Source organism: Pseudomonas sp. PVC-3-1, assembly GCF_057444315.1.
This window is the reverse complement of record NZ_CM172023.1, coordinates 3,368,804-3,386,887: the sequence shown is the minus strand read 5'-3', so window position 1 is coordinate 3,386,887 and position 18,084 is coordinate 3,368,804. Positions and strand designations below refer to the sequence as shown.

Annotated in this window: 16 protein-coding genes, 1 tRNA gene and 1 pseudogene; 12 read left to right on the top strand and 6 right to left on the bottom strand. The window is 62.5% G+C overall.

Annotated features, from left to right (window positions below):
• The first annotated feature begins 167 nt into the window (after positions 1-167).
• The 6 genes and pseudogenes from aspT to AC2T4A_RS15895 all read left to right on the top strand — a co-directional run bounded on the left by aspT (position 168) and on the right by AC2T4A_RS15895 (position 8,211).
• Positions 168-1,856 carry an aspartate-alanine antiporter gene (aspT, locus tag AC2T4A_RS15920; protein WP_486741152.1) on the top strand — a complete coding sequence of 563 codons (1,689 nt, stop codon included), beginning with the start codon at positions 168-170 and terminating at the stop codon, positions 1,854-1,856.
• Positions 1,857-2,275: 419 nt separating this feature from the next.
• Positions 2,276-3,577, top strand: a pseudogene (locus tag AC2T4A_RS15915) (OmpP1/FadL family transporter).
• Between the two features lie 63 nt (positions 3,578-3,640).
• Positions 3,641-4,309 carry a DUF3313 domain-containing protein gene (locus AC2T4A_RS15910; protein WP_416748323.1) on the top strand — a complete coding sequence of 223 codons (669 nt, stop codon included), beginning with the start codon at positions 3,641-3,643 and terminating at the stop codon, positions 4,307-4,309.
• A gap of 123 nt (positions 4,310-4,432) precedes the next feature.
• The gene (locus AC2T4A_RS15905; protein ID WP_478378098.1) at positions 4,433-6,454 is read left to right on the top strand and encodes an alkyl/aryl-sulfatase; all 2,022 of its coding nucleotides are present in this window, start codon (positions 4,433-4,435) and stop codon (positions 6,452-6,454) included.
• 85 nt (positions 6,455-6,539) lie between these two features.
• On the top strand, positions 6,540-7,550 hold the full coding sequence (locus tag AC2T4A_RS15900) for an AraC family transcriptional regulator (RefSeq protein WP_486741151.1): 1,011 nt from the start codon (positions 6,540-6,542) through the stop codon (positions 7,548-7,550).
• Positions 7,551-7,593: 43 nt separating this feature from the next.
• Positions 7,594-8,211 carry a hypothetical protein gene (locus tag AC2T4A_RS15895; RefSeq protein WP_416748328.1) on the top strand — a complete coding sequence of 206 codons (618 nt, stop codon included), beginning with the start codon at positions 7,594-7,596 and terminating at the stop codon, positions 8,209-8,211.
• Positions 8,212-8,424: 213 nt separating this feature from the next.
• Here the strand turns inward: AC2T4A_RS15895 and AC2T4A_RS15890 are convergent, their stop codons facing one another.
• Both AC2T4A_RS15890 and moaB read right to left on the bottom strand, forming a co-directional pair.
• A complete protein-coding gene (locus AC2T4A_RS15890) occupies positions 8,425-9,639 on the bottom strand; it encodes a molybdopterin molybdotransferase MoeA (protein ID WP_486741150.1) in 1,215 nt (404 codons plus the stop codon).
• Positions 9,636-10,175, bottom strand: coding sequence for a molybdenum cofactor biosynthesis protein B (gene moaB / locus AC2T4A_RS15885; protein ID WP_416748332.1), 540 nt, complete (start codon positions 10,173-10,175; stop codon positions 9,636-9,638). The genes AC2T4A_RS15890 and moaB overlap by 4 nt, the downstream gene beginning before the upstream one ends.
• 70 nt (positions 10,176-10,245) lie before the next feature.
• On the opposite strand from moaB, the gene mobA reads away from it, so the two are divergent.
• From mobA to AC2T4A_RS15870, 3 genes are all read left to right on the top strand, one after another.
• On the top strand, positions 10,246-10,833 hold the full coding sequence (mobA, locus tag AC2T4A_RS15880; protein WP_486741149.1) for a molybdenum cofactor guanylyltransferase MobA: 588 nt from the start codon (positions 10,246-10,248) through the stop codon (positions 10,831-10,833).
• 91 nt (positions 10,834-10,924) lie between these two features.
• Positions 10,925-11,146, top strand: a complete 222-nt coding sequence (locus AC2T4A_RS15875) for a YgdI/YgdR family lipoprotein (RefSeq protein ID WP_081519426.1) — start codon at positions 10,925-10,927, stop codon at positions 11,144-11,146.
• 145 nt (positions 11,147-11,291) lie between these two features.
• Positions 11,292-11,368, top strand: a tRNA-Pro gene (locus AC2T4A_RS15870).
• 115 nt (positions 11,369-11,483) lie between these two features.
• Here the strand turns inward: AC2T4A_RS15870 and AC2T4A_RS15865 are convergent.
• From AC2T4A_RS15865 to AC2T4A_RS15855, 3 genes are read right to left on the bottom strand one after another with little or no spacing between them, the layout of a single operon-like run.
• Positions 11,484-12,359 carry an NAD(P)-dependent oxidoreductase gene (locus AC2T4A_RS15865; protein ID WP_486741148.1) on the bottom strand — a complete coding sequence of 292 codons (876 nt, stop codon included), beginning with the start codon at positions 12,357-12,359 and terminating at the stop codon, positions 11,484-11,486.
• Positions 12,360-12,410: 51 nt separating this feature from the next.
• Positions 12,411-12,650, bottom strand: coding sequence for a glutaredoxin family protein (locus AC2T4A_RS15860; protein WP_486743687.1), 240 nt, complete (start codon positions 12,648-12,650; stop codon positions 12,411-12,413).
• Positions 12,651-12,678: 28 nt separating this feature from the next.
• On the bottom strand, positions 12,679-13,236 hold the full coding sequence (locus AC2T4A_RS15855) for a TetR/AcrR family transcriptional regulator (protein WP_478378093.1): 558 nt from the start codon (positions 13,234-13,236) through the stop codon (positions 12,679-12,681).
• A gap of 178 nt (positions 13,237-13,414) precedes the next feature.
• Between AC2T4A_RS15855 and AC2T4A_RS15850 the strand changes: the two genes are divergently transcribed.
• The 3 genes from AC2T4A_RS15850 (at position 13,415) to AC2T4A_RS15840 (ending at position 16,388) form a co-directional block, all read left to right on the top strand.
• Entirely contained in the window at positions 13,415-14,011 is a 597-nt protein-coding gene (locus AC2T4A_RS15850; protein WP_416748340.1) for a glutathione S-transferase family protein, read from the top strand.
• Between the two features lie 61 nt (positions 14,012-14,072).
• On the top strand, positions 14,073-14,939 hold the full coding sequence (locus tag AC2T4A_RS15845; RefSeq protein WP_486741147.1) for an MBL fold metallo-hydrolase: 867 nt from the start codon (positions 14,073-14,075) through the stop codon (positions 14,937-14,939).
• A gap of 177 nt (positions 14,940-15,116) precedes the next feature.
• On the top strand, positions 15,117-16,388 hold the full coding sequence (locus tag AC2T4A_RS15840; protein ID WP_486741146.1) for an OprD family porin: 1,272 nt from the start codon (positions 15,117-15,119) through the stop codon (positions 16,386-16,388).
• A gap of 138 nt (positions 16,389-16,526) precedes the next feature.
• On the opposite strand, the gene AC2T4A_RS15835 is transcribed toward AC2T4A_RS15840, so the two are convergent.
• The gene (locus AC2T4A_RS15835; protein WP_486741145.1) at positions 16,527-17,735 is read right to left on the bottom strand and encodes an ammonium transporter; all 1,209 of its coding nucleotides are present in this window, start codon (positions 17,733-17,735) and stop codon (positions 16,527-16,529) included.
• Positions 17,736-18,084 lie beyond the last annotated feature (349 nt).

The window sequence follows — 18,084 nt, the reverse complement described above, 5'->3', positions numbered from 1 at the left end:
GCGATCCGGAAGAAGTCAGCAAGAGACTAGTCGAGGATTTTCGACATGGCCGGCGAGAATGCGAAATCGCACTAAGAAAAAGCCTGGTCCACACTCCACCGCATAACAGCAGCACGGCCCACACCAGCCATACTTCACCGATGTCTGTTCGACAGGGAGCTATGTCGATGCTCGATTTTGTCCTGCATGCCTTGCGCGCCAACCCTGAAATCGCTGTGTTCCTTGCGATATCCCTGGGTGTTCTGCTGGGCCGGATTCAAATCGGCGGCTTCCATTTAGGGTCGGTCGCCGGCGCACTGCTGATGGGGCTGTTGATCGGGCAGATCGGGCTGGAGGTGCCCCACGAGCTGAAGTCAGTTTTCTTCGCGCTGTTCATCTATGCGGTGGGTTTCAAGAGTGGTCCGGAGTTCTTCGGCAGCCTCAACCGCGGCACGTTCAAGCTGGTACTGCTGTCGGTGGTGCTCTGCGCAACCGCACTCGCGACCATCCTGGCGATGTACCGACTGTTCGGTTTCGATGCCGGCTTCACCGCCGGGCTGGGCGCTGGCGCGCTGACCGACACGGCGATCATGGGCACCGCCAGCAGCGCCATCGCACAACTGTCCGTTGACGAAGCCGCGCGCAACCAGCTCAACAGCCATATGGCGGTGGCCTACGCCATTACCTATCTGTTCGGCACCATCGGCCTGATTGTTTTCGTCGGCAGCATCGCACCCCGGCTGCTGGGCGTAGATTTGCGCGAGAGCGCGCACGAACTGGAGCGGCAACTGGGCATCGAGCGCGACGAGCAGAGCATCACCATCCCCTACACCCGCATCGTCGTCCGCGCCTACCGCGTCGAGGCATCGGCTGTCGCTGGCCAGCGCATCGCAGACCTGGAGGCTTTGCATGCCGAGCTCAGCGTCGAACGGGTGATTCGCCAAGGCCGAGTGATCGAGCGCGACCCACAACTGCGCCTGGAGCACGGCGATATGCTCGGGGTGTATGCCCTGCGTGAAGCCCTGGCTGGGTTGAGCCAGTGGATAGGCACAGAGGTGGACGATCCGCTGAGTATGTCCTTTGCCACCCGCGATGCCGACATCGTGCTTACTTCAAAGCACCTGGCGGGCAAGACCATCGCGCAGATCAAGGCGAAACTGGGCGCGGCACAACGCATGGGCTGCTACATCCGAACCATCACCCGGCAGGGCCTGGAGCTGCCACAACTGCCCGATACCGTCCTACGCCGTGGCGATGTGATCAACCTGGTGGGGCGTGCTGCCAGCGTCGAGGCCCTGGCAAAACAGATCGGACGCGTTCGCGAAAGTAACTACAAGAGCGACATCGCCATCCATACCCTGGGCCTGGTACTTGGCTCGCTAGCCGGAATGCTCTCTACCCACGTCGGCATGATTCCGGTGGAGCTCGGCATTGGCGGCGGCATACTCCTCGCCGGTCTGGTGATCGGCTGGTACAACTCGCGGCATCCCGAGCACGGCGCTCTTCCACCAGCTGCGCAGTGGGCCTTTTCCGAGTTCGGACTGACCGCCTTCGGTGCAGTGGTGGGTCTGCTGGCCGGCCCAGCGGCCATCACTGCGATCCAGAACCAGGGAGCGGCGCTGGTGTTCGCCGGCGCACTGGTAACCATCATCCCACCTGTGGTGACTCTGTATTTCGGCCGCTACGTCCTCGGGCTGCACCCGATGATTCTGTTCGGCGCACTTGCCGGCGCGCAGACAGAGGCGGCGTCGATGAACAAGATCATCGAGCAGTCCGGCAGCAATACGCCGGTCATTGGCTTCACGGTGTGCTACGCAATTTCCAATGTGCTGCTGGCGGTGTGCGGTCCAATCATCGTCGCGGTGACGGCAGGCTGACGATTCGGAGCGTCGCACAAGCGCGCCACTCACGAATGTTGTTGGGGATGGCAGCGCTCAACGGCAGGGGTTTGCTCTCGCATCGCGAGCTCAACTCCTGGCAACTCATTTCGCGACACCTGATGAGTGGAGGGGAGTGTTCGTTCGCCACTGAACCCTGCGAAAAGCCTCATTGCCTGAAAACCCTCATCCAGTTTGACCACTCCTTATACCTCTGCCCCTGTCGCCCAATACGTCTTAATCGCCCCTTGAACCAAAAGTCAGCTTGCACATCGCGATTAGCTATCTAGGCTGATTCACACAATCGCCGGATCCCACGTTGGATGAGCGGCACTTGTCTCCAGATTGCATTCGGAGCCTTAGCCTGCCACACGTTTCCATGCGTGGCAGTTGGTCCCTCTGCGGGCATGGAGCGCTGAATGATCTCGAATCTTGAACGAGCCGACCAGACTAAAGCGGCGCTGGTTTCAGGAGTACTCCTGGCATGTTTGAGCGGTCCGGCATTTGCGGGAGGCATTCTGATCTACGAGGCGGGACAGGAGGGTAACGGTCTCGCCAACGCAGGTTCCGCAGCCCTGCCTAGCGACCCCAGCATCCTGATGAGTAATCCCGCCGGCATCACACAACTGGCGGGAACTCAGCTCAGCGCCAATGCGCAAGTGATCCTTGGCGATCTGCGCTTCTGACGTGACAGCAATAACGAATTCGACGGCAACGAAGGTGGCAATGCCCTTGAGTGGCTGCCGGGCGCAAGCCTGTTCATCAGCCACCAGATCGATGATCGCTCCGCTATCGGCTTCGGCATGTACGGCAACTTCGGCTTGGCAGTGAACTATGACGATGACTGGGCCGGCCGCTACTTCAGCCAGGAGTCGGCGGTGATCGGTGTGTCGTTCCAGCCGACCATTGCGCACAAGTTCACCGACCAGCTTTCGGTCGGTATTGGCCCCCGTATTGTGTATGGCTACTACCGCACCGAAATGGCCATCAACAACAACTTGCTCGGCCTGCGCGACAACCCCGACGGCCAGTTGGAATACAAGGACACCGACGTCGGAACGGGTGTGAACATCGGTTTGCTCTACGACCTCAGCGAACGGACAAAGATCGGCCTCGCTTACACCAGCAAGGTGAAACTGGAGTTCGAAGACAGCCCTGACGTACGCAAGGTGAGCAACCCGATCATCAACGCTGCGCTCAATCGGCTGGATGTCGACTCGCTTGAGTTGGACATGAACATTCCACAGACCGCGACCCTCAGCATCGCCCACCAAGTCGATGCTCAGTGGAAGCTGCTGGGCAGCCTGGGCTGGCAGGACTGGAGCGACTTCGGCCAGATCGGCGTGGAGGTGGATGCGAACGCAGGTGGGGTGGATCGCACGGTAGACCGCCACTACAAGGACACCTGGCACGCCTCCATCGGCACTCAATATCAGGCCAACCCTCGCCTGCGTTGGAGCTTTGGTGTGGGCTACGACAGCTCGGCTGTCGATGACAAGGATCGCACCGTCGACAACCCCATGGCCGAGACTTGGCGCCTCGCCACTGGAGTCAATTACCAGCTCGATGACGGGCTGGACGTTCACCTGGCTTACACCCTGGTATGGCTGGGCGATATGGACGACGAACAGACCAAATCACGCTCCGGCGAGACGCTTTCGGGCACCTACAACAACGCCGCCCTCCACATCATCGGCGGGGGAGCGACCTGGCGTTTCTGATAGCACGCGGCAGAAGACCGTACCCCAACACTGAATGAAGAATCATCCACAAGGAGTAGCTCGATGAATTGGAAACTGATGGCGTTGCCGCTGTGCCTTGCCACATTGACGCTCGCCGGATGCGCGAGCAAGTACGTGGAGCCGGAGAACTACTCCGGTTTCCTGAAGGACTACAAGGCGCTGAAGGAAGAGAAGTCACCCTCGGGTGCACCGGTGATGCGCTGGATCAAACCCGGTGTGGACGTGAGCAGCTTTACCAGTGTGTATGTCGAGCGCAGCCAGCTGTATCCGCAACCGCAACCGACCGAGAAGATTCCCGAGAAGACCCTGCAAGGCATCACTACCTATTACGACCAGGTCCTCCAGACTCAATTCTCCAAGGCCCTGCCCCTCGCCAGCGGCCCTGGTCCGCACGTGCTGGTGGTGCGTCCGGCCATCACCGCCGTGAGCGCCTCAACCAAGGGCCTGCAGCCCTACGAGGTAATCCCCATCGCCCTGATCGCCGCCGGCGTCAGCACCGCGACCGGCATCCGCGACCAGGACACCAGCATCGCCACCGAAGCGGCTTTCCTCGACGGCGGCAATGGTGAAGTGGTCGCCCAGGTCGTGCGCAAGGGAGCCGGCGCAGAACTGGAGAACTCCTCCCAAGTCATGACCGCCAACGATGCGAAAGCCGTACTCGATGGCTGGGCACGGGACATGGTCAAGTCTTACGAGCAACTGAAGAAGTAAGCCTTCGCAGCGAGGGTGCCGGCCAGGGCTGGCGCCCTCCAAGCTAAAACAGGAAGCATCACAACCAATACCGCTGGCAGTTGCCTCGAAGGGTACAGCGCATCAAGCAAGAAGGAGCTTGAAATGAAACTGATCGCGCAATCTTCGAACCCACTGGACGGCCAAGGCGCCGCCAGGCTCTGGAAATTCAGCTCGTCGTTCCTGCTGGCCGCGGCCATTTCCATGACCACCCAGGCCTGGGCCGCCGAAGCGCCCAAGCCGGCCACCGATGCCACCAAGTCCGCCAACGACGCCTTGCTCAAGGAGCTGCCGTTCAACGACAAGACCTCGTTCGAACTGGCCCACAAGGGCTTCATCGCGCCGCTGCCCAGCGAGCCGATCAAGGGCGAGAAAGGCAACCTGATCTGGGACCCGGCCAAGTACAACTTCATCAAGGAAGGCGAAGCCGCGCCCGCCACGACCAACCCGAGCCTGTGGCGGCAGTCGCAGCTGATCAACATTTCCGGTCTGTTCGAGGTCACCAAGGGCCTCTACCAGGTACGCAACTACGACCTGTCGAACATGACCATCGTCGAAGGCAAGACCGGCATCACCATCTTCGACCCGCTGATCTCCGCCGAGACTGCCAAGGCGGCGCTCGACCTGTACTACGCGCACCGACCGAAGAAGCCGGTGGTAGCGGTGATCTACACCCACAGCCACGTTGACCACTACGGTGGTGTGCGCGGCGTGGTGGATGAGAAGGACGTGAAGTCCGGCAAGGTGAAGATCTACGCACCGCTGGGCTTCCTCGAGCACGCCGTGGCGGAGAACGTCATGGCCGGCACCGCCATGAGCCGCCGCGCCAGCTACATGTACGGCAACCTGCTGCCCCCGAGCGAAACCGGCCAGCTTGGCGCGGGCCTGGGCACCACCACGTCCGCCGGCACCGTTACCCTGATCCCGCCCACCGACATCATCTCCAAGACCGGTGAGAAGCGCGTCATCGACGGCCTCACCTACGAGTTCCTCTACGCGCCGGGCAGCGAGGCGCCGGCCGAGATGATGTACTACATCAAGGAGCTGAAGGCGCTGAACACCGCCGAGGACTCCACCCACACCCTGCACAACACCTACTCGCTGCGCGGCGCGAAGATCCGCGAGCCGCTGCCCTGGTCCAAGTACCTCAACGAGGCACTGAAGATGTGGGGCGACGACGTGCAGGTGATGTACGCCATGCACCACTGGCCGATCTGGGGCAACAAGGAAGTCCGCGACCAGCTCTCCTCGCAGCGCGACATGTACCGCTACATCAACGACGAGACCCTGCGCCTGGCCAACAAGGGCCTGACCATGACCGAGATCGCCGAGCAGGTGAAACTGCCCAAGGGGATCGCCGATCGCTTCTCCAACCGCGGCTACTACGGCTCGCTGAACCACAACGTCAAGGCCACCTACGTGCTCTACCTGGGCTGGTTCATCGGCAACCCCGCAACCCTGTGGGAACTGCCGCCCGAGGAAGAAGCCAAGCGCTACGTCGACATGATGGGCGGAGCCGACGCCGTGCTGAAGAAGGCCAAGGAGTACTACGACAAGGGTGACTTCCGCTGGGTGGCCGAGGTGGTCAACCACGTGGTCTTCGCCGACCCGAACAACCAGGCGGCGAAGAACCTGCAGGCCGACGCTCTCGAACAGCTCGGCTACCAGGCCGAGAGCGGCCCGTGGCGCAACTTCTACCTGACCGGCGCGCAGGAGTTGCGCAACGGCGTGCAGAAACTGCCAACCCCGGACACCGCCAGCCCCGACACCGTCAAGGCAATGGATCTGGACCTGTTCTTCGACTACCTGGCCATGCGCCTGAAAGGACCTGAGGTCGCCGACAAGCACATCACCCTCAACTTCGACTTCACCGACCTGAAGCAGAAGTACACCCTGGAGATGGTCAACGGCGTGCTCAACCACACCGAAGGCGCGCAGGCCAAGGACGCCGACGCCAGCATCACCCTGACCCGCGACACCCTGAACAAACTCATGCTCAAGCAGACCACGCTCAAGGACGCGGAAGGCTCGGGCGAGATCAAGGTGCAGGGCGATGCGGGCAAGCTCGACGAACTGATGAGCTACATGGACAACTTCGACTTCTGGTTCAACATCGTGACCCCCTAACGCTCCTTCCGATACCTGAAGGTATCTACGGCAAGCCATCAGCGACGGCAGATGGCTTGCCGCTTTTCCAAGGGAGCCCAACAGCATGGACACAGTTCGCGGGACGGCATTCCTGCAATTTGGCGAGCTGCTCGCCGAACGCGGCGCTTCGATACGCGCGCATCTTTCCCCTCACCGCATCGATATGGATGTAGTGGGCAGCTACGAGAAGAAGTTCTCCTACAAGAGCCTGGTGCAAATATTCGAGGGCAGCGCCCAGGCGCTAGGATTGCCCGAGTTAGGTCTTGAACTGGCGACTCGCCAGAAGTCGACGTTACTTGGCCCTCTGCAACACCTGGCGCAGACGGCTCCGACGGCAGGAGAAGGTTTGATTGCTGTTGTGCGCTACATGCGGGTCTACAGCCCCTCGATCCTTTTTCACCTGGAGCGCCGACCTGGCTGCACACTGCTCTGCTTCGACAATGCATTGCCCTGCATTCAAGACATTCCGCAGATCGTGGAAAAGTCGCTGCTGCACGGTCGGCTGCTCATGTCCGAACTGCTAGGCAAACCACTGAAACCAGCAATGGTTTTACTGCGCCATCAACCCCAGGCCAGCCTCGACGTGTATCACCGCTACTTCGGCTGCCAGGTGCTGTTCGGCCAAGAACACAACGCTATAGCAATCAGCCAGCGCGACATGCAGCAGCCATGCTCCCGCCACGACGCGATGCTGCATTCCATCGTGCGGTTTTATCTCGAGGCGCATACAAATCCGGATGAGAAGCTGGGTTTCGAAGTTGAGCGGCACATTCAAGCCCTGCTCCCGAAACAGACCTGCAGCCTTGAGCAGATCGCCAAGATTCTGGACTTGCACCCGCGAACGCTACAACGACGTCTCGCTAACGATGGGATTGACTTCGAGGAGCACGTGGACGAGATACGTCGCCGCCGTGCCGAAGAGCTTCTTGGTGAGTCAGATCTGACTATCGGGCAAATCGCCATGGAGCTGGGATATCGGCGCACCACCTCTTTTTGTCGAGCGCACCATCGCTGGTTTGGAGTAGCGCCCATAGAGCGCAGGCGACAGCTCAAGGAAAACCAAAAGAACCCGTGATTTCTTCCACTGATCAGCAGCTGCGCTGCAGATAGGAGGAGCCATGCTCAAATTCATCAAGACAACAATCGCTGGCGGCTTGCTGTTCATCCTGCCGCTGGTTCTTGTTGTCGTCCTCATCGAAAAAGCCATCCATCTGCTCAGCGGCCCTCTGCAAAAGGTGCTGCCATTGTTCGATGGGTTCGGCGTTGCGGCGGCGACGTCCGTAACGTTGGTGGCAATCATTGCGCTCGCGGCGATCTGTTTCCTGGCCGGGCTGATTGCCAGAACTCGGCTGGCCACTAGAGGCCTGCAAACGCTCGAGGACCGCATCCTCGGCAATCTACCGGGGTATCAGTTGCTTAAAGACGCGACGGCCCGCTTTGCTGGCCTGGAGCAGATCGAAGGTGCTCGGGTAGGAATGGTTAACGAAGGTGGGGGCTTTCGCCTGGGGCTGGTTCTCGAATCCCAGGGTGACTGGGTATTGCTCTATCTGCCCGATGGTGGCCCTGCCGGAGGCACCGCTGGTGAAGTACGAGCGCTGCCTGCTGCAGACGTGACACTGACCGACATTCCCTGGCTTTCCCTGGTCGCCTGCCTTCGGCGCGGCGGTAGAGGCACGTTGGAACTCGCCGCTCGTCATCTCGACGTCAACTCGTTGCGAGCTCCATCTTCGGATTAGTCAATCATTGAACATCCGCTATGGGTCGGTAACTGCCCACCGCCAGGAGCAGCAATCAGCCCTTAACCGGTCGGCCCTGTCAGCGGGATCGCGGATGAATCCGCTCCTGCGCCCCATCGAATCTGTAGGAGCGAGCTTGCTCGCGAACAATCCTCCACCCGTGCGCCGGTGAGAAGCGGTTCGCGAGCAAGCTCGCTCCTACAAACAGCAAAGTCAGTCGAGGAGTTCGCTGAACGGGATGAATGCCAGCGAATCACCTTCGGCCACGGTCGTGCCCTCGCGCACCTCCGCCAATCCTTCCGCCCAGGCCGCGCTGCGCAGCACACCTGAGCTCTGGTTGGCATAGGGCACCGCACGGCCATTCTCCAGGCGCGCACGCAGGTATTCGCGGCGATTGCCCGGCTTGGTCCAGTTGAAACCGGCGGGCACCTGCAGGCGCAACGGCTCGACCCTCTGCATGCCGAGACGACGCATCAGGTAGGGCCGCGCCAGTAGCGCGAAAGTCACCAGGGTGGACGCGGGATTGCCCGGCAGACCGATCACCGGCACCTGCTGGTAATGGCCGACGGTCAGCGGTTTGCCCGGCTTGATCGCCAATTTCCACAGCGCCAGCTCGCCCGCTTCGCGCAGGGCCGCACCGAGGAAGTCCGCCTCGCCGACGGATACGCCGCCGGTGGAGAGGATCAGGTCCACATTCGACAAACCGCCCAGGGCGGCGCGAGTGCGATCGAGGTCATCCGGCAGGATACCGGCATCCACCACCTCGCAACCGAAACGCTGCAACCAGGTACGCAGCAGGTGACGGTTGCTGTTGTAGATCTGCCCGAGCGCCAGCGGCTTGCCAGGTTCGACCAGTTCATCACCGGTGGACAGTAGCGCCACACGAGGACGGCGGCGCACGTGCAGTTCGGCGTGGCCGAGCGAGGCGGCCAACCCGATCTCGATCGGCCCCAAGCGTGTGCCGGCCGGCAACACGCAGTCGCCCTTGCGGGTTTCCTGGCCCTGTGGGCGCACGTGCTGACCCGCCTTGAGCGCTTCGAGGAAGCGCACACGGCCGTCTTCCAGCACCTCGACGTTCTCCTGCATCTCGACGCAATCGGCGCCTTCGGGCACCGGCGCACCGGTGAAGATTCGTACGCAGGTGCCCGGCAGCAACGGCTCGCCCGCCTGCCCGGCAAAAATCTTCTGGCTGACCGGCAGCGCTTCGCCCTGCCAGTCAGCCTGGCGCAGCGCATAGCCGTCCATGGCGCTGTTCGGCCACGGCGGCAGGTCCAGCCCGGCCAGCAGCGGCTCGGCCAGCACGCGCCCATCCACCTCGCTCAGCGGCAGGGTTTCGGTGTCGAGGATCGGCGACTGCTCCGCCAGGCTCAGCAGCCGCGCCAGGGCATCTTCGACCGGCAACAGCCCCGGCTTGTCGCAGCAGCTCATCCGCGGCTCTCGCAGGGCGCCGCCTTCTTCAGGTGCGGCACAAAATTGCATGGGCGGTGGCTGGCGTTCAGTTGCTCTCCGAGAATGCCATCCCAGGCGGTGCGGCAGGCGTTGGTGGAGCCCGGCAGGCAGCAGACCAGGGTGCCGTTTGACAGGCCGGCCAGCGCACGGGACTGCACGGTGGAGGTGCCGATGTCGGCCACGGAAATCTGCCGGAACAGTTCACCAAAACCGTCCACCACCTTGTCCAGCAGGCAAGTCACGGCTTCCGGAGTGCTATCGCGGCCGGTGAAGCCGGTGCCGCCGGTGATCAACACGACCTGCACTTCGTCTTCGGCGATCCAGGTCGCGACCTGGGCGCGGATGCGGTAGAGGTCATCCTTGAGCAGGACGCGGGCGGCCAGGTTGTGGCCGGCGGCCTTCAGGCGGTCGACGAACAGCTGGCCGGAGGTGTCGGTTTCCAGGGTGCGGGTGTCGCTGACGGTGAGGACGGCGATGTTCAGTGGGACGAATGGCTGCTCGGCCTTGTGGCTCATGATGAGGGCCCTTGCTTGTGAGGTTGGAATGCGCGGTGTTATATCACAGGCCCGCCCCGGAGACCCTGACATGCCACAAGCCCCGCTGCTCCCCTGTTCCGTCCTGATTCTCGCCGGAGGACGCGGCCAGCGCATGGGCGGCCAGGACAAGGGCCTGCTGGAGTGGCAGGGCCGCCCGCTGGTGAGCTACGCCGCCGCCCTCGCCCGCCCGTTCAGCGACGATCTGATCATTTCCTGCAACCGCAACGCGGACGTCTACGCCGGCTTCGCTGACCGCCTGGTGCAGGACGACAGCACGGACTTCCCCGGCCCGCTGGCCGGCATCCGCGCGGGCCTCGCCGCCGCGCGCCACAGTCACCTGCTGGTACTGCCCTGCGATGCCCCGCGCCTGGATGCGGACCTGCTGGAGCGCCTGCTGCGCGCATCGGCTGCAATGCCGGGCGTCGTGCACATGCTGCGCTGCGGCACGCAGTGGGAGCCGCTGTTCAGTGTCATCCCGGTGGCGATGCGCGCGCAGATAGAAGAAGCCTGGCAGCAAGGCGACCGCAGCCCGCGCCATGTGTTCTCGAACCTGGGCCTGCAGGCGGTGGACTGCCCGGCCGATGACCCGCGCCTGGCCAATCTGAACACCCCGGAGCTGCTCTATCGCGCGCGATAGCGACGCATTCGAAAATTTTCCGGGAACTATGCTGCAAAGCTCCCGGTCAGACTTTTCGTACTTTTATGTTCGCTCATCAGGAGATTCACCCATGAACAAACGGATGCTTCCCGCCTTCCTGCTCGCCCTGGGCTTTAGCGTGCTCGCTGGTTGCTCCACCCCGTCCGTCATCACCCTGAACGATGGACGCGAGATTCAGTCGGTCGACAAACCCAAGTACGACGAAGAATCCGGCTTCTATGAGTTCGAACAGCTGGATGGCAAAACCGCCCGCGTGAACAAGGATCAGGTACGGACCGTGAAGGACCTCTGATTCTCCCGGTGGTGAAAACGCCCCGCAGGCCTTGATCGGTCTGCGGGGCGTTTGTGTTTTCATGGGGGGGCCGAAAAATTTTTCAAAATTTTTTCGCTAACCCCTTGTGCATCAAAAGTTTTTCGGTAGAATGCGCGCCATCAAACGGAGCGTAGCGCAGCTTGGTAGCGCGTCTCGTTCGGGACGAGAAGGTCGCTGGTTCGAATCCAGTCGCTCCGACCAAATCCCGAAAAACCCGCCTAACGGCGGGTTTTTTATTGCCTGCGATTTTCCTCAGAGGAAGAATTCGCGGACACAAAAAAGCCCGTCCATCAGGACGGGCTTTTTCATGGGCGAATCAGAGCTGCCCGGACTTGCGTAGCGCCACCTGCGAGAGGGCGCTCCAGTCCAGTTCGCCATCACCGTGGGCAATGGCCTCCAGCAGGTTGTCCCGCAGGAGACTGGCCAGCGGCAGCGGCACCCGCTGCTCATGCCCAGCCGACAGCGCCAGGCCGACATCCTTGAGCCCCAGTACCAGGCGGAAGCCAGCCGGATCGAAGCGCTGCTCAGCGATCTGCGCGCCGTAGTTGCGGTACACCGGCGCGTTGAACAGGGTGCTGCCCATGATCTCCATGAATTCACCCGGCGCCACGCCGTAGGTCTTCACCAGGGCGGCGCTCTCCCCCATCGCCTCGATGGCGCTGGCGATCATGAAGTTGCCCGCGATCTTCACGGCGACGGCGCGCAGTGGGTCGTCGCCCAGCGGCCAGGTCTTCTGCCCCAGCACTTCAAGAATCGGCTGCGCCTTGGCGATGGCCGCTTCGGGGCCAGCCACCAGGATGTTCAGCTTGCCGGCGGCGGCAACGTCGGTACGGCCGAATACCGGCGCGGCGACGAATTCGACGCCCTGCTCGCGGTGCAGCTCGATCAGCTCGCCGACGAAGGCGGTGGACAGCGTGGCCATGCTCAGGTGCACCAGCCCCGCCTTGGCCGAAGCCAGGGCGCCGCTATCCAGCAGCACCGTGCGGGTAGACGCGTCGTCGGCCAGCATGGAGATCACCAGTTCGACGTCGAAAGCCTGCACGGGCGTGGCGGCGGCGGTGGCGCCCAGTTCCACCAGCGGCTCCGCGGCGCCGGGTGAGCGATTCCACACGACGACCTGGTGGCCGGCCTTGATGAGGTTGGCAGCCATGGCGGCACCCATGCCGCCCAATCCGAGAAATCCGATCTTCATTGCAATGCGCCTCGCATCGGTTGATTGAGGAGGGGAAAGCCGCCGAAGACATCAGCGGCTGAGGAAGGCGGCGACCTGCTGCGCGTCGAAGGGCCAGTTGAGCTCGGCGCCAGAATCGCAGCGGCGCAGCACGGGGATGGTCAGGCCGTACTGCTCGACCCAATCCTCGCGGACAGCAATGTCCACCAGCTCGACCAGCAGGCCGTGCTCGACGAAGGGCATCAGCACCGCTTCGGCCACTTCGCAGAGGTGGCAGCCGAGGGTGCCGAAGAGTTGGCATTCCGGGGGCATGGAGGACTCCAGGGTTGGCGACATGGATTCAGACTCCGGCATGCTTGAGCAGCGTGTCGGCCACGGCGCGGGCTTCTCGCCCCTGCTGGGCCGGGCCCTGCATGTGCGCCATCACCAGTACACCCTCGAGCAGGTATTGCAGCTGGCGGGCCAGGGCTTCGGGCTCCGCTGCCCCCAATCGTGACAGCTGGGCAGCGAAGAAGCGGCCGAGAAAGGCCTTGTGCTCGGCGGCCTGTTGGTGGATGGGATGTTCGCGGTCGTGGAACTCGCCGGCGGCGTGGATAAAGGCGCAACCGCAGAAGTCCGGGCCGTTGAGTACTTCCTGAAGGCCATCGAAGACCGCCAGGATCGCCTCGCGCGGTGCGAGGATGCGCTCGGCTACTTCCATGCGCTCGACCATGCGGGCATGGCGCTCTTCCAACGCCGCCATGATCAGCTCGTCCTTGGACTTGAAGTGCTTGTACAGCGTCATCTTCGCGACGCCCGACTCGGCAAGGATTCGGTCGATACCGGTGGCGTGATAGCCCTCGCGGTAGAACAGGTCCTGGGCGGTGGTGAGCAACAGCTCGCGTTTGCTGGATGCCATGGCATTACCTCCTGACCGAACATTATGCGCGAGCCTCGGCGCCCATGGGGAGCCTGAACGTTGCTGGAGGCGCACGCGCGGATACCGAATGGCGGGTGGTTTTTTTTCTTGAACTATACAGACCTGTCTGTCTAATATCTATTCCGCCGCTCCCACAACAATGCACAGGGCTTTCGCCATGAAACTCCACGACGTCGCGCTTTCCGGTAACTGCTACAAGGTTCGCCTGTTCCTCGGGCTCATCGGTCAAAAGGCCGAGCTGGTGCCAGTAGACCTGCAGGGAGGCGCGCACAAACGCCCCGCCTTCCTGGCGATCAACCCGCGCGGGCAGGTGCCCGCGCTGGAGGATGGCGAGCTGCGCCTGGGTGATTCCCACGCCATCCTCGTCTACCTCGCCCAGCAGTACGCCGAGCCGCACTGGTACCCGCAGGACGCCGCCACCCAGGGGCGCATCGCCAACTGGCTGAGCTTCTCGGCCAACGAGGTGCAGCACGGACTGGCGATGGCGCGGGTGATCCAGCTGTTCAAGCGGCCCGGAGATCTGACCGCCGCCCAGGCCAAGGGCCGCCATGCCCTGGAGCTGCTGGATACGACCCTGGCCGATCACCGTTGGCTGGCGCAGACGACCGAGCCGAGCATCGCCGACATTGCCATCTACCCCTATGTCACCCTGGCGCCGGAAGGAGGCCTGGAGCCGTCCGGCTACCCCTACGTACAGGACTGGCTGGCCCGCGTGCGCGCCCTGCCCGGCTACGTCGCGCAGCCCGCCTTCTGATAGTCCGCGCCGCCAGTCATGCGGCGGCGCCCCCCTTCCGCTCCACGAAAAGGAAATTCCGATGCGTCTGCCATCTCTGCTATTGGTCGGGCTGTTCGCCCTTGCCTGCCTGAACGCCCAGGCTGCCGACCTGCGCTTCTCGCTGATCCGCACCTCCGGCGTCACCACCCTGGATGCGTTCACCGTGGCCGGCGGCGAGTGGACGCGAAAGGTCCCGCTCAATCACACCGCCGTGCTTATTCAGCACCACGCCGCGACGCTGCTGTTCGATACCGGGCTCGGCAGCCAGGCGGATGCGCAGTTCAAGCAGGACATGCCCTGGTGGGACAAACCGCTGTTCCAGTACGAAGGCCTGAAACCGGCACGCGATCAGTTGCAGGGCAGCGGCATTCGGATCGATCGGATCATCCTGTCCCACGCCCACTGGGACCATGCCTCGGCGTTGTCGGACTTCCCTGAAGTCCCGGTCTGGGCAACTTATGACGAGATCAACTACGCCCACATCGCCCAGCCGCCTGCGGTATTCCCCAGCCAGTTCCGCCATCCGGTGAAATGGGTGCCCTTCCAGTTCGATTCCGGCCCCTTCCTGAGCTACGACCGCAGCCTCGATCTGTTCGGTGACGGCAGCCTGGTACTGGTCCCCATGCGCGGCCATACCCCCGGCTCGGTCGGGCTGTTCATCACCCTTGATGACGGTCGGCGCTTCTTCTTCAGCGGCGACACCACCTGGCGCCTGTCCGGCTTCACCGGCCCCCGCGAAAAGTTCTGGGTCAGTAGCAAGCTGGTGGACACCGACCGCGACCAGACCCTGGCCGAAGTGGCCCGCGTGCACGAACTGATGCTTGCCTATCCAAAACTGACTGTGGTGCCCGCCCATGACGCCCAGGTGCAGGACAAACTCGGCTACTTCCCCCACTGGGTACAGTGAAAGCCACGCCAGCCGCCGCTCGGCGCTTCAATAGCCAGCTTACTAATCAGCGACTAAGGTCTAAGAGTCGTCAACATTCGGTAATGATTTAGTAGATAGGCTGTAACAGATTGACATGCCGACCCTGATCCAGTCGGCATCATCAAACTGCCCCAAGCGCTCGAGGAGACAATAACAATGAGCAAGACCCCGATCGCCCGTGCCGTGGCTTTGTCCACGCTGGGTACCAGCTTTATCCTTCCGACACTCGCCCACGCTGACTTCATCAAGGACAGCAAGGCCACCGTCGAACTGCGCAACTTCTACTTCAACCGCGACTTCCGCCAGGACAGCCCGGCCCCTGCCCAGAACAAGGCAGAGGAATGGGCCCAGGGCTTCATCCTCAAATACGAATCGGGCTACACCGACGGCACCATTGGCGTCGGCGTCGACGCCCTGGGCACCCTGGGCCTGAAACTCGATTCCTCGCCTGACCGCAGCGGCACAGGCCTGCTGCAGCGCTCGCGCAGCGACGGCCGCGCCGAGGACAGCTACGGCGACCTGGGCGTTACTGCCAAGCTGCGTGCGTCCAAGACCACCCTGAAGGGCGGCACCCTGATGCCGAAGATGCCGGTGGTGCAATTCAACGACACCCGCCTGCTGCCGCAGACCTTCAGCGGCTTCGCCCTGAACTCCGCGGAACTCGACGGCCTGACCGTCGACGGCGGCCGCCTCTACCAGGTCAACCAGCGCGATTCCTCGGACTACGAGGACATGACCATCACCGGCGGCGGCAAGCGCAACATCAAGCTGGGCGATGCCACCACGAGCAACAAATTCCTGTTCGGCGGCCTCACCTACAAGTGGACCGACAGCCTGAGCACCAGCTACCACTACGGCGGCCTGGAAGACATCTACAAGCAGCACTACCTGGGCCTGATTCACGTACTGCCGATCGCCGACAAGCAATCGCTGAAGTCCGACATCCGCTGGGCCAAGTCCGATGACGACGGCGGCAGCAACGTCGACAACAAGGCGCTCAACGCCATGTTCACCTATGCCCTGGGCTACCACGCCTTCGGCGTCGGCTACCAGAAGATGAGCGGCGACACCGGTTTCGCCTACATCAACGGTACCGACCCCTACCTGGTGAACTACATCCAGATCGGCGACTTCGCCAACAAGGACGAGAAATCCTGGCAGGCGCGCTACGACTACAACTTTGCCGGCCTCGGCATCCCCGGCCTGACCTTCATGACCCGCTACGTGAAAGGCGACAACATCGACCTGATCACCACCGACGGCGAAGGCAAGGAATGGGAACGCGACACCGACATTGCCTACGTCTTCCAGGACGGCCCGCTGAAGAACCTGGGCGTGAAGTGGCGTAACGCGACCATGCGCACCAACTACACCAACGACTACGACGAGAACCGTCTGATCGTCAGCTACACCATGCCGCTCTGGTAACCCACACGGCATGACGAAAAAGCCCGGCATCCGCCGGGCTTTTTCTTGCTCTTTTGTAGGAGCGAGCTTGCTCGCGAACCTCTCTACCACCACTCCGGCGCGAAGCGTTCGCGAGCAAGCTCGCTCCTACAATATCCTTCAGTCTTGGCTGAGCGCCCCGATCTTGTGGATCGACAGGTCGGCGCCGTAGTACTCCTCTTCCTTCGTCAGGCGGATGCCTACAACCGACTTCACCAGGCCGTACACCAGCAGGCCGCCAGCAAAGGCCACCACTACGCCCAGCAGCGTGCCGAGCGCCTGGCTGGCCAGGCTGACACCACCCAGACCGCCAAGCGTCTGCTGGCCGAAGATGCCACAGGCGATGCCGCCCCAGGCGCCGCACAGGCCATGCAACGGCCAGACGCCGAGCACATCGTCGATCTTCCAGCGGACCTGTGTCGCGGTGAAGGCCCAAACGAACAACGCACCTGCCACCATCCCGGTAGCCAGGGCGCCGATCGGGTGCATCAGGTCGGAGCCGGCGCAGACTGCCACCAACCCGGCCAGCGGGCCGTTGTGCAGGAAACCAGGGTCATTGCGGCCGACCAGCAGCGACGCCACGGTACCGCCGACCATCGCCAGCAGCGAGTTCACCGCTACCAACCCGCTGGCGCCGGCGAGCGACTGCGCGCTCATCACGTTGAAGCCGAACCAGCCGACGATAAGAATCCAGGAACCCGCTGCCAGGAACGGAATGTTCGACGGCGCAAAAGCGACCAGTCGACCCTCGCGGTAACGGCCATTGCGCTGCCCCAGCAGTACGACAGCCGCCAACGCCAGCCAGCCGCCAAACGCGTGCACCACCACCGAGCCGGCGAAATCATGGAAGGCCGCGCCGAATTCGGCCTTCAGCCAATCCTGGAAACCGAAGTTGCCATTCCAGATCAGGCCCTCGAAGAACGGATAGACAAAAGCCACGATCAGTGCGGTCGCCATCAACTGCGGCCCGAACTTCGCCCGCTCGGCGATGCCGCCCGAGATGATCGCGGGAATCGCTGCGGCGAAGGTCAGCAGGAAGAAGAACTTCACCAGCGCGTAGCCGTTTTCATTCGCCAGGGTCGCCGCCGGCTGCAGGAAGGTGACGCCGTAAGCGATCCAGTAGCCGATAAAGAAATAGGCCAGGGTGGAGATGGCGAAGTCCGAGAGTATCTTCGACAGGGCGTTCACCTGGTTCTTCAGGCGCACCGTACCCACTTCCAGGAACGCGAAGCCAGCGTGCATGGCGAGCACCATGACCGCGCCCATCAGGAGGAACAGCGTGTTGGAGCCGTGGACCAGTGTCTCTACGGCACTATTGAGGTTTTCCATCGCTACAGGCAGCCCCGGAGGTCAAGGGGAAAGCACCAAAACGGCTCGCGGCGACCCCGAGTCGCACCACGCTGAAGCAGCGGCGCACCACAGAGGAGCCGAGCGCTGAACCAGATTGGCCCACGGGCCATCCGACCAGCGTTGCAATTTCCTGTACTTCCTTATGTTTTTCAGTGGTTTGAGCTCATATTCCCAGCCATTTCCGATACCGGGAACGCCCCGCCGTGGGGCGCTCGGCTCTCCATGCGCACCAGAGAAATGCAAGTGGCATACCACCGCGGGAACAAACAGCGGCTAGGCTTCAACTCGCACGCGAGAGCGGCCCCGTGGTGAATTTATGAGAAACTTT

What these genes read in the sequence shown, in the direction of transcription:
- aspT (WP_486741152.1), top strand. Translation starts at nt 168, where the DNA reads ATGCTCGATTTTGTCCTGCATGCCTTGCGCGCCAACCCTGAAATCGCT.
- AC2T4A_RS15910 (WP_416748323.1), top strand. Translation starts at nt 3,641, where the DNA reads ATGAATTGGAAACTGATGGCGTTGCCGCTGTGCCTTGCCACATTGACG.
- AC2T4A_RS15905 (WP_478378098.1), top strand. Translation starts at nt 4,433, where the DNA reads ATGAAACTGATCGCGCAATCTTCGAACCCACTGGACGGCCAAGGCGCC.
- AC2T4A_RS15900 (WP_486741151.1), top strand. Translation starts at nt 6,540, where the DNA reads ATGGACACAGTTCGCGGGACGGCATTCCTGCAATTTGGCGAGCTGCTC.
- AC2T4A_RS15895 (WP_416748328.1), top strand. Translation starts at nt 7,594, where the DNA reads ATGCTCAAATTCATCAAGACAACAATCGCTGGCGGCTTGCTGTTCATC.
- AC2T4A_RS15890 (WP_486741150.1), bottom strand. Translation starts at nt 9,639, where the DNA reads ATGAGCTGCTGCGACAAGCCGGGGCTGTTGCCGGTCGAAGATGCCCTG.
- moaB (WP_416748332.1), bottom strand. Translation starts at nt 10,175, where the DNA reads ATGAGCCACAAGGCCGAGCAGCCATTCGTCCCACTGAACATCGCCGTC.
- mobA (WP_486741149.1), top strand. Translation starts at nt 10,246, where the DNA reads ATGCCACAAGCCCCGCTGCTCCCCTGTTCCGTCCTGATTCTCGCCGGA.
- AC2T4A_RS15875 (WP_081519426.1), top strand. Translation starts at nt 10,925, where the DNA reads ATGAACAAACGGATGCTTCCCGCCTTCCTGCTCGCCCTGGGCTTTAGC.
- AC2T4A_RS15865 (WP_486741148.1), bottom strand. Translation starts at nt 12,359, where the DNA reads ATGAAGATCGGATTTCTCGGATTGGGCGGCATGGGTGCCGCCATGGCT.
- AC2T4A_RS15860 (WP_486743687.1), bottom strand. Translation starts at nt 12,650, where the DNA reads ATGCCCCCGGAATGCCAACTCTTCGGCACCCTCGGCTGCCACCTCTGC.
- AC2T4A_RS15855 (WP_478378093.1), bottom strand. Translation starts at nt 13,236, where the DNA reads ATGGCATCCAGCAAACGCGAGCTGTTGCTCACCACCGCCCAGGACCTG.
- AC2T4A_RS15850 (WP_416748340.1), top strand. Translation starts at nt 13,415, where the DNA reads ATGAAACTCCACGACGTCGCGCTTTCCGGTAACTGCTACAAGGTTCGC.
- AC2T4A_RS15845 (WP_486741147.1), top strand. Translation starts at nt 14,073, where the DNA reads ATGCGTCTGCCATCTCTGCTATTGGTCGGGCTGTTCGCCCTTGCCTGC.
- AC2T4A_RS15840 (WP_486741146.1), top strand. Translation starts at nt 15,117, where the DNA reads ATGAGCAAGACCCCGATCGCCCGTGCCGTGGCTTTGTCCACGCTGGGT.
- AC2T4A_RS15835 (WP_486741145.1), bottom strand. Translation starts at nt 17,735, where the DNA reads ATGGAAAACCTCAATAGTGCCGTAGAGACACTGGTCCACGGCTCCAAC.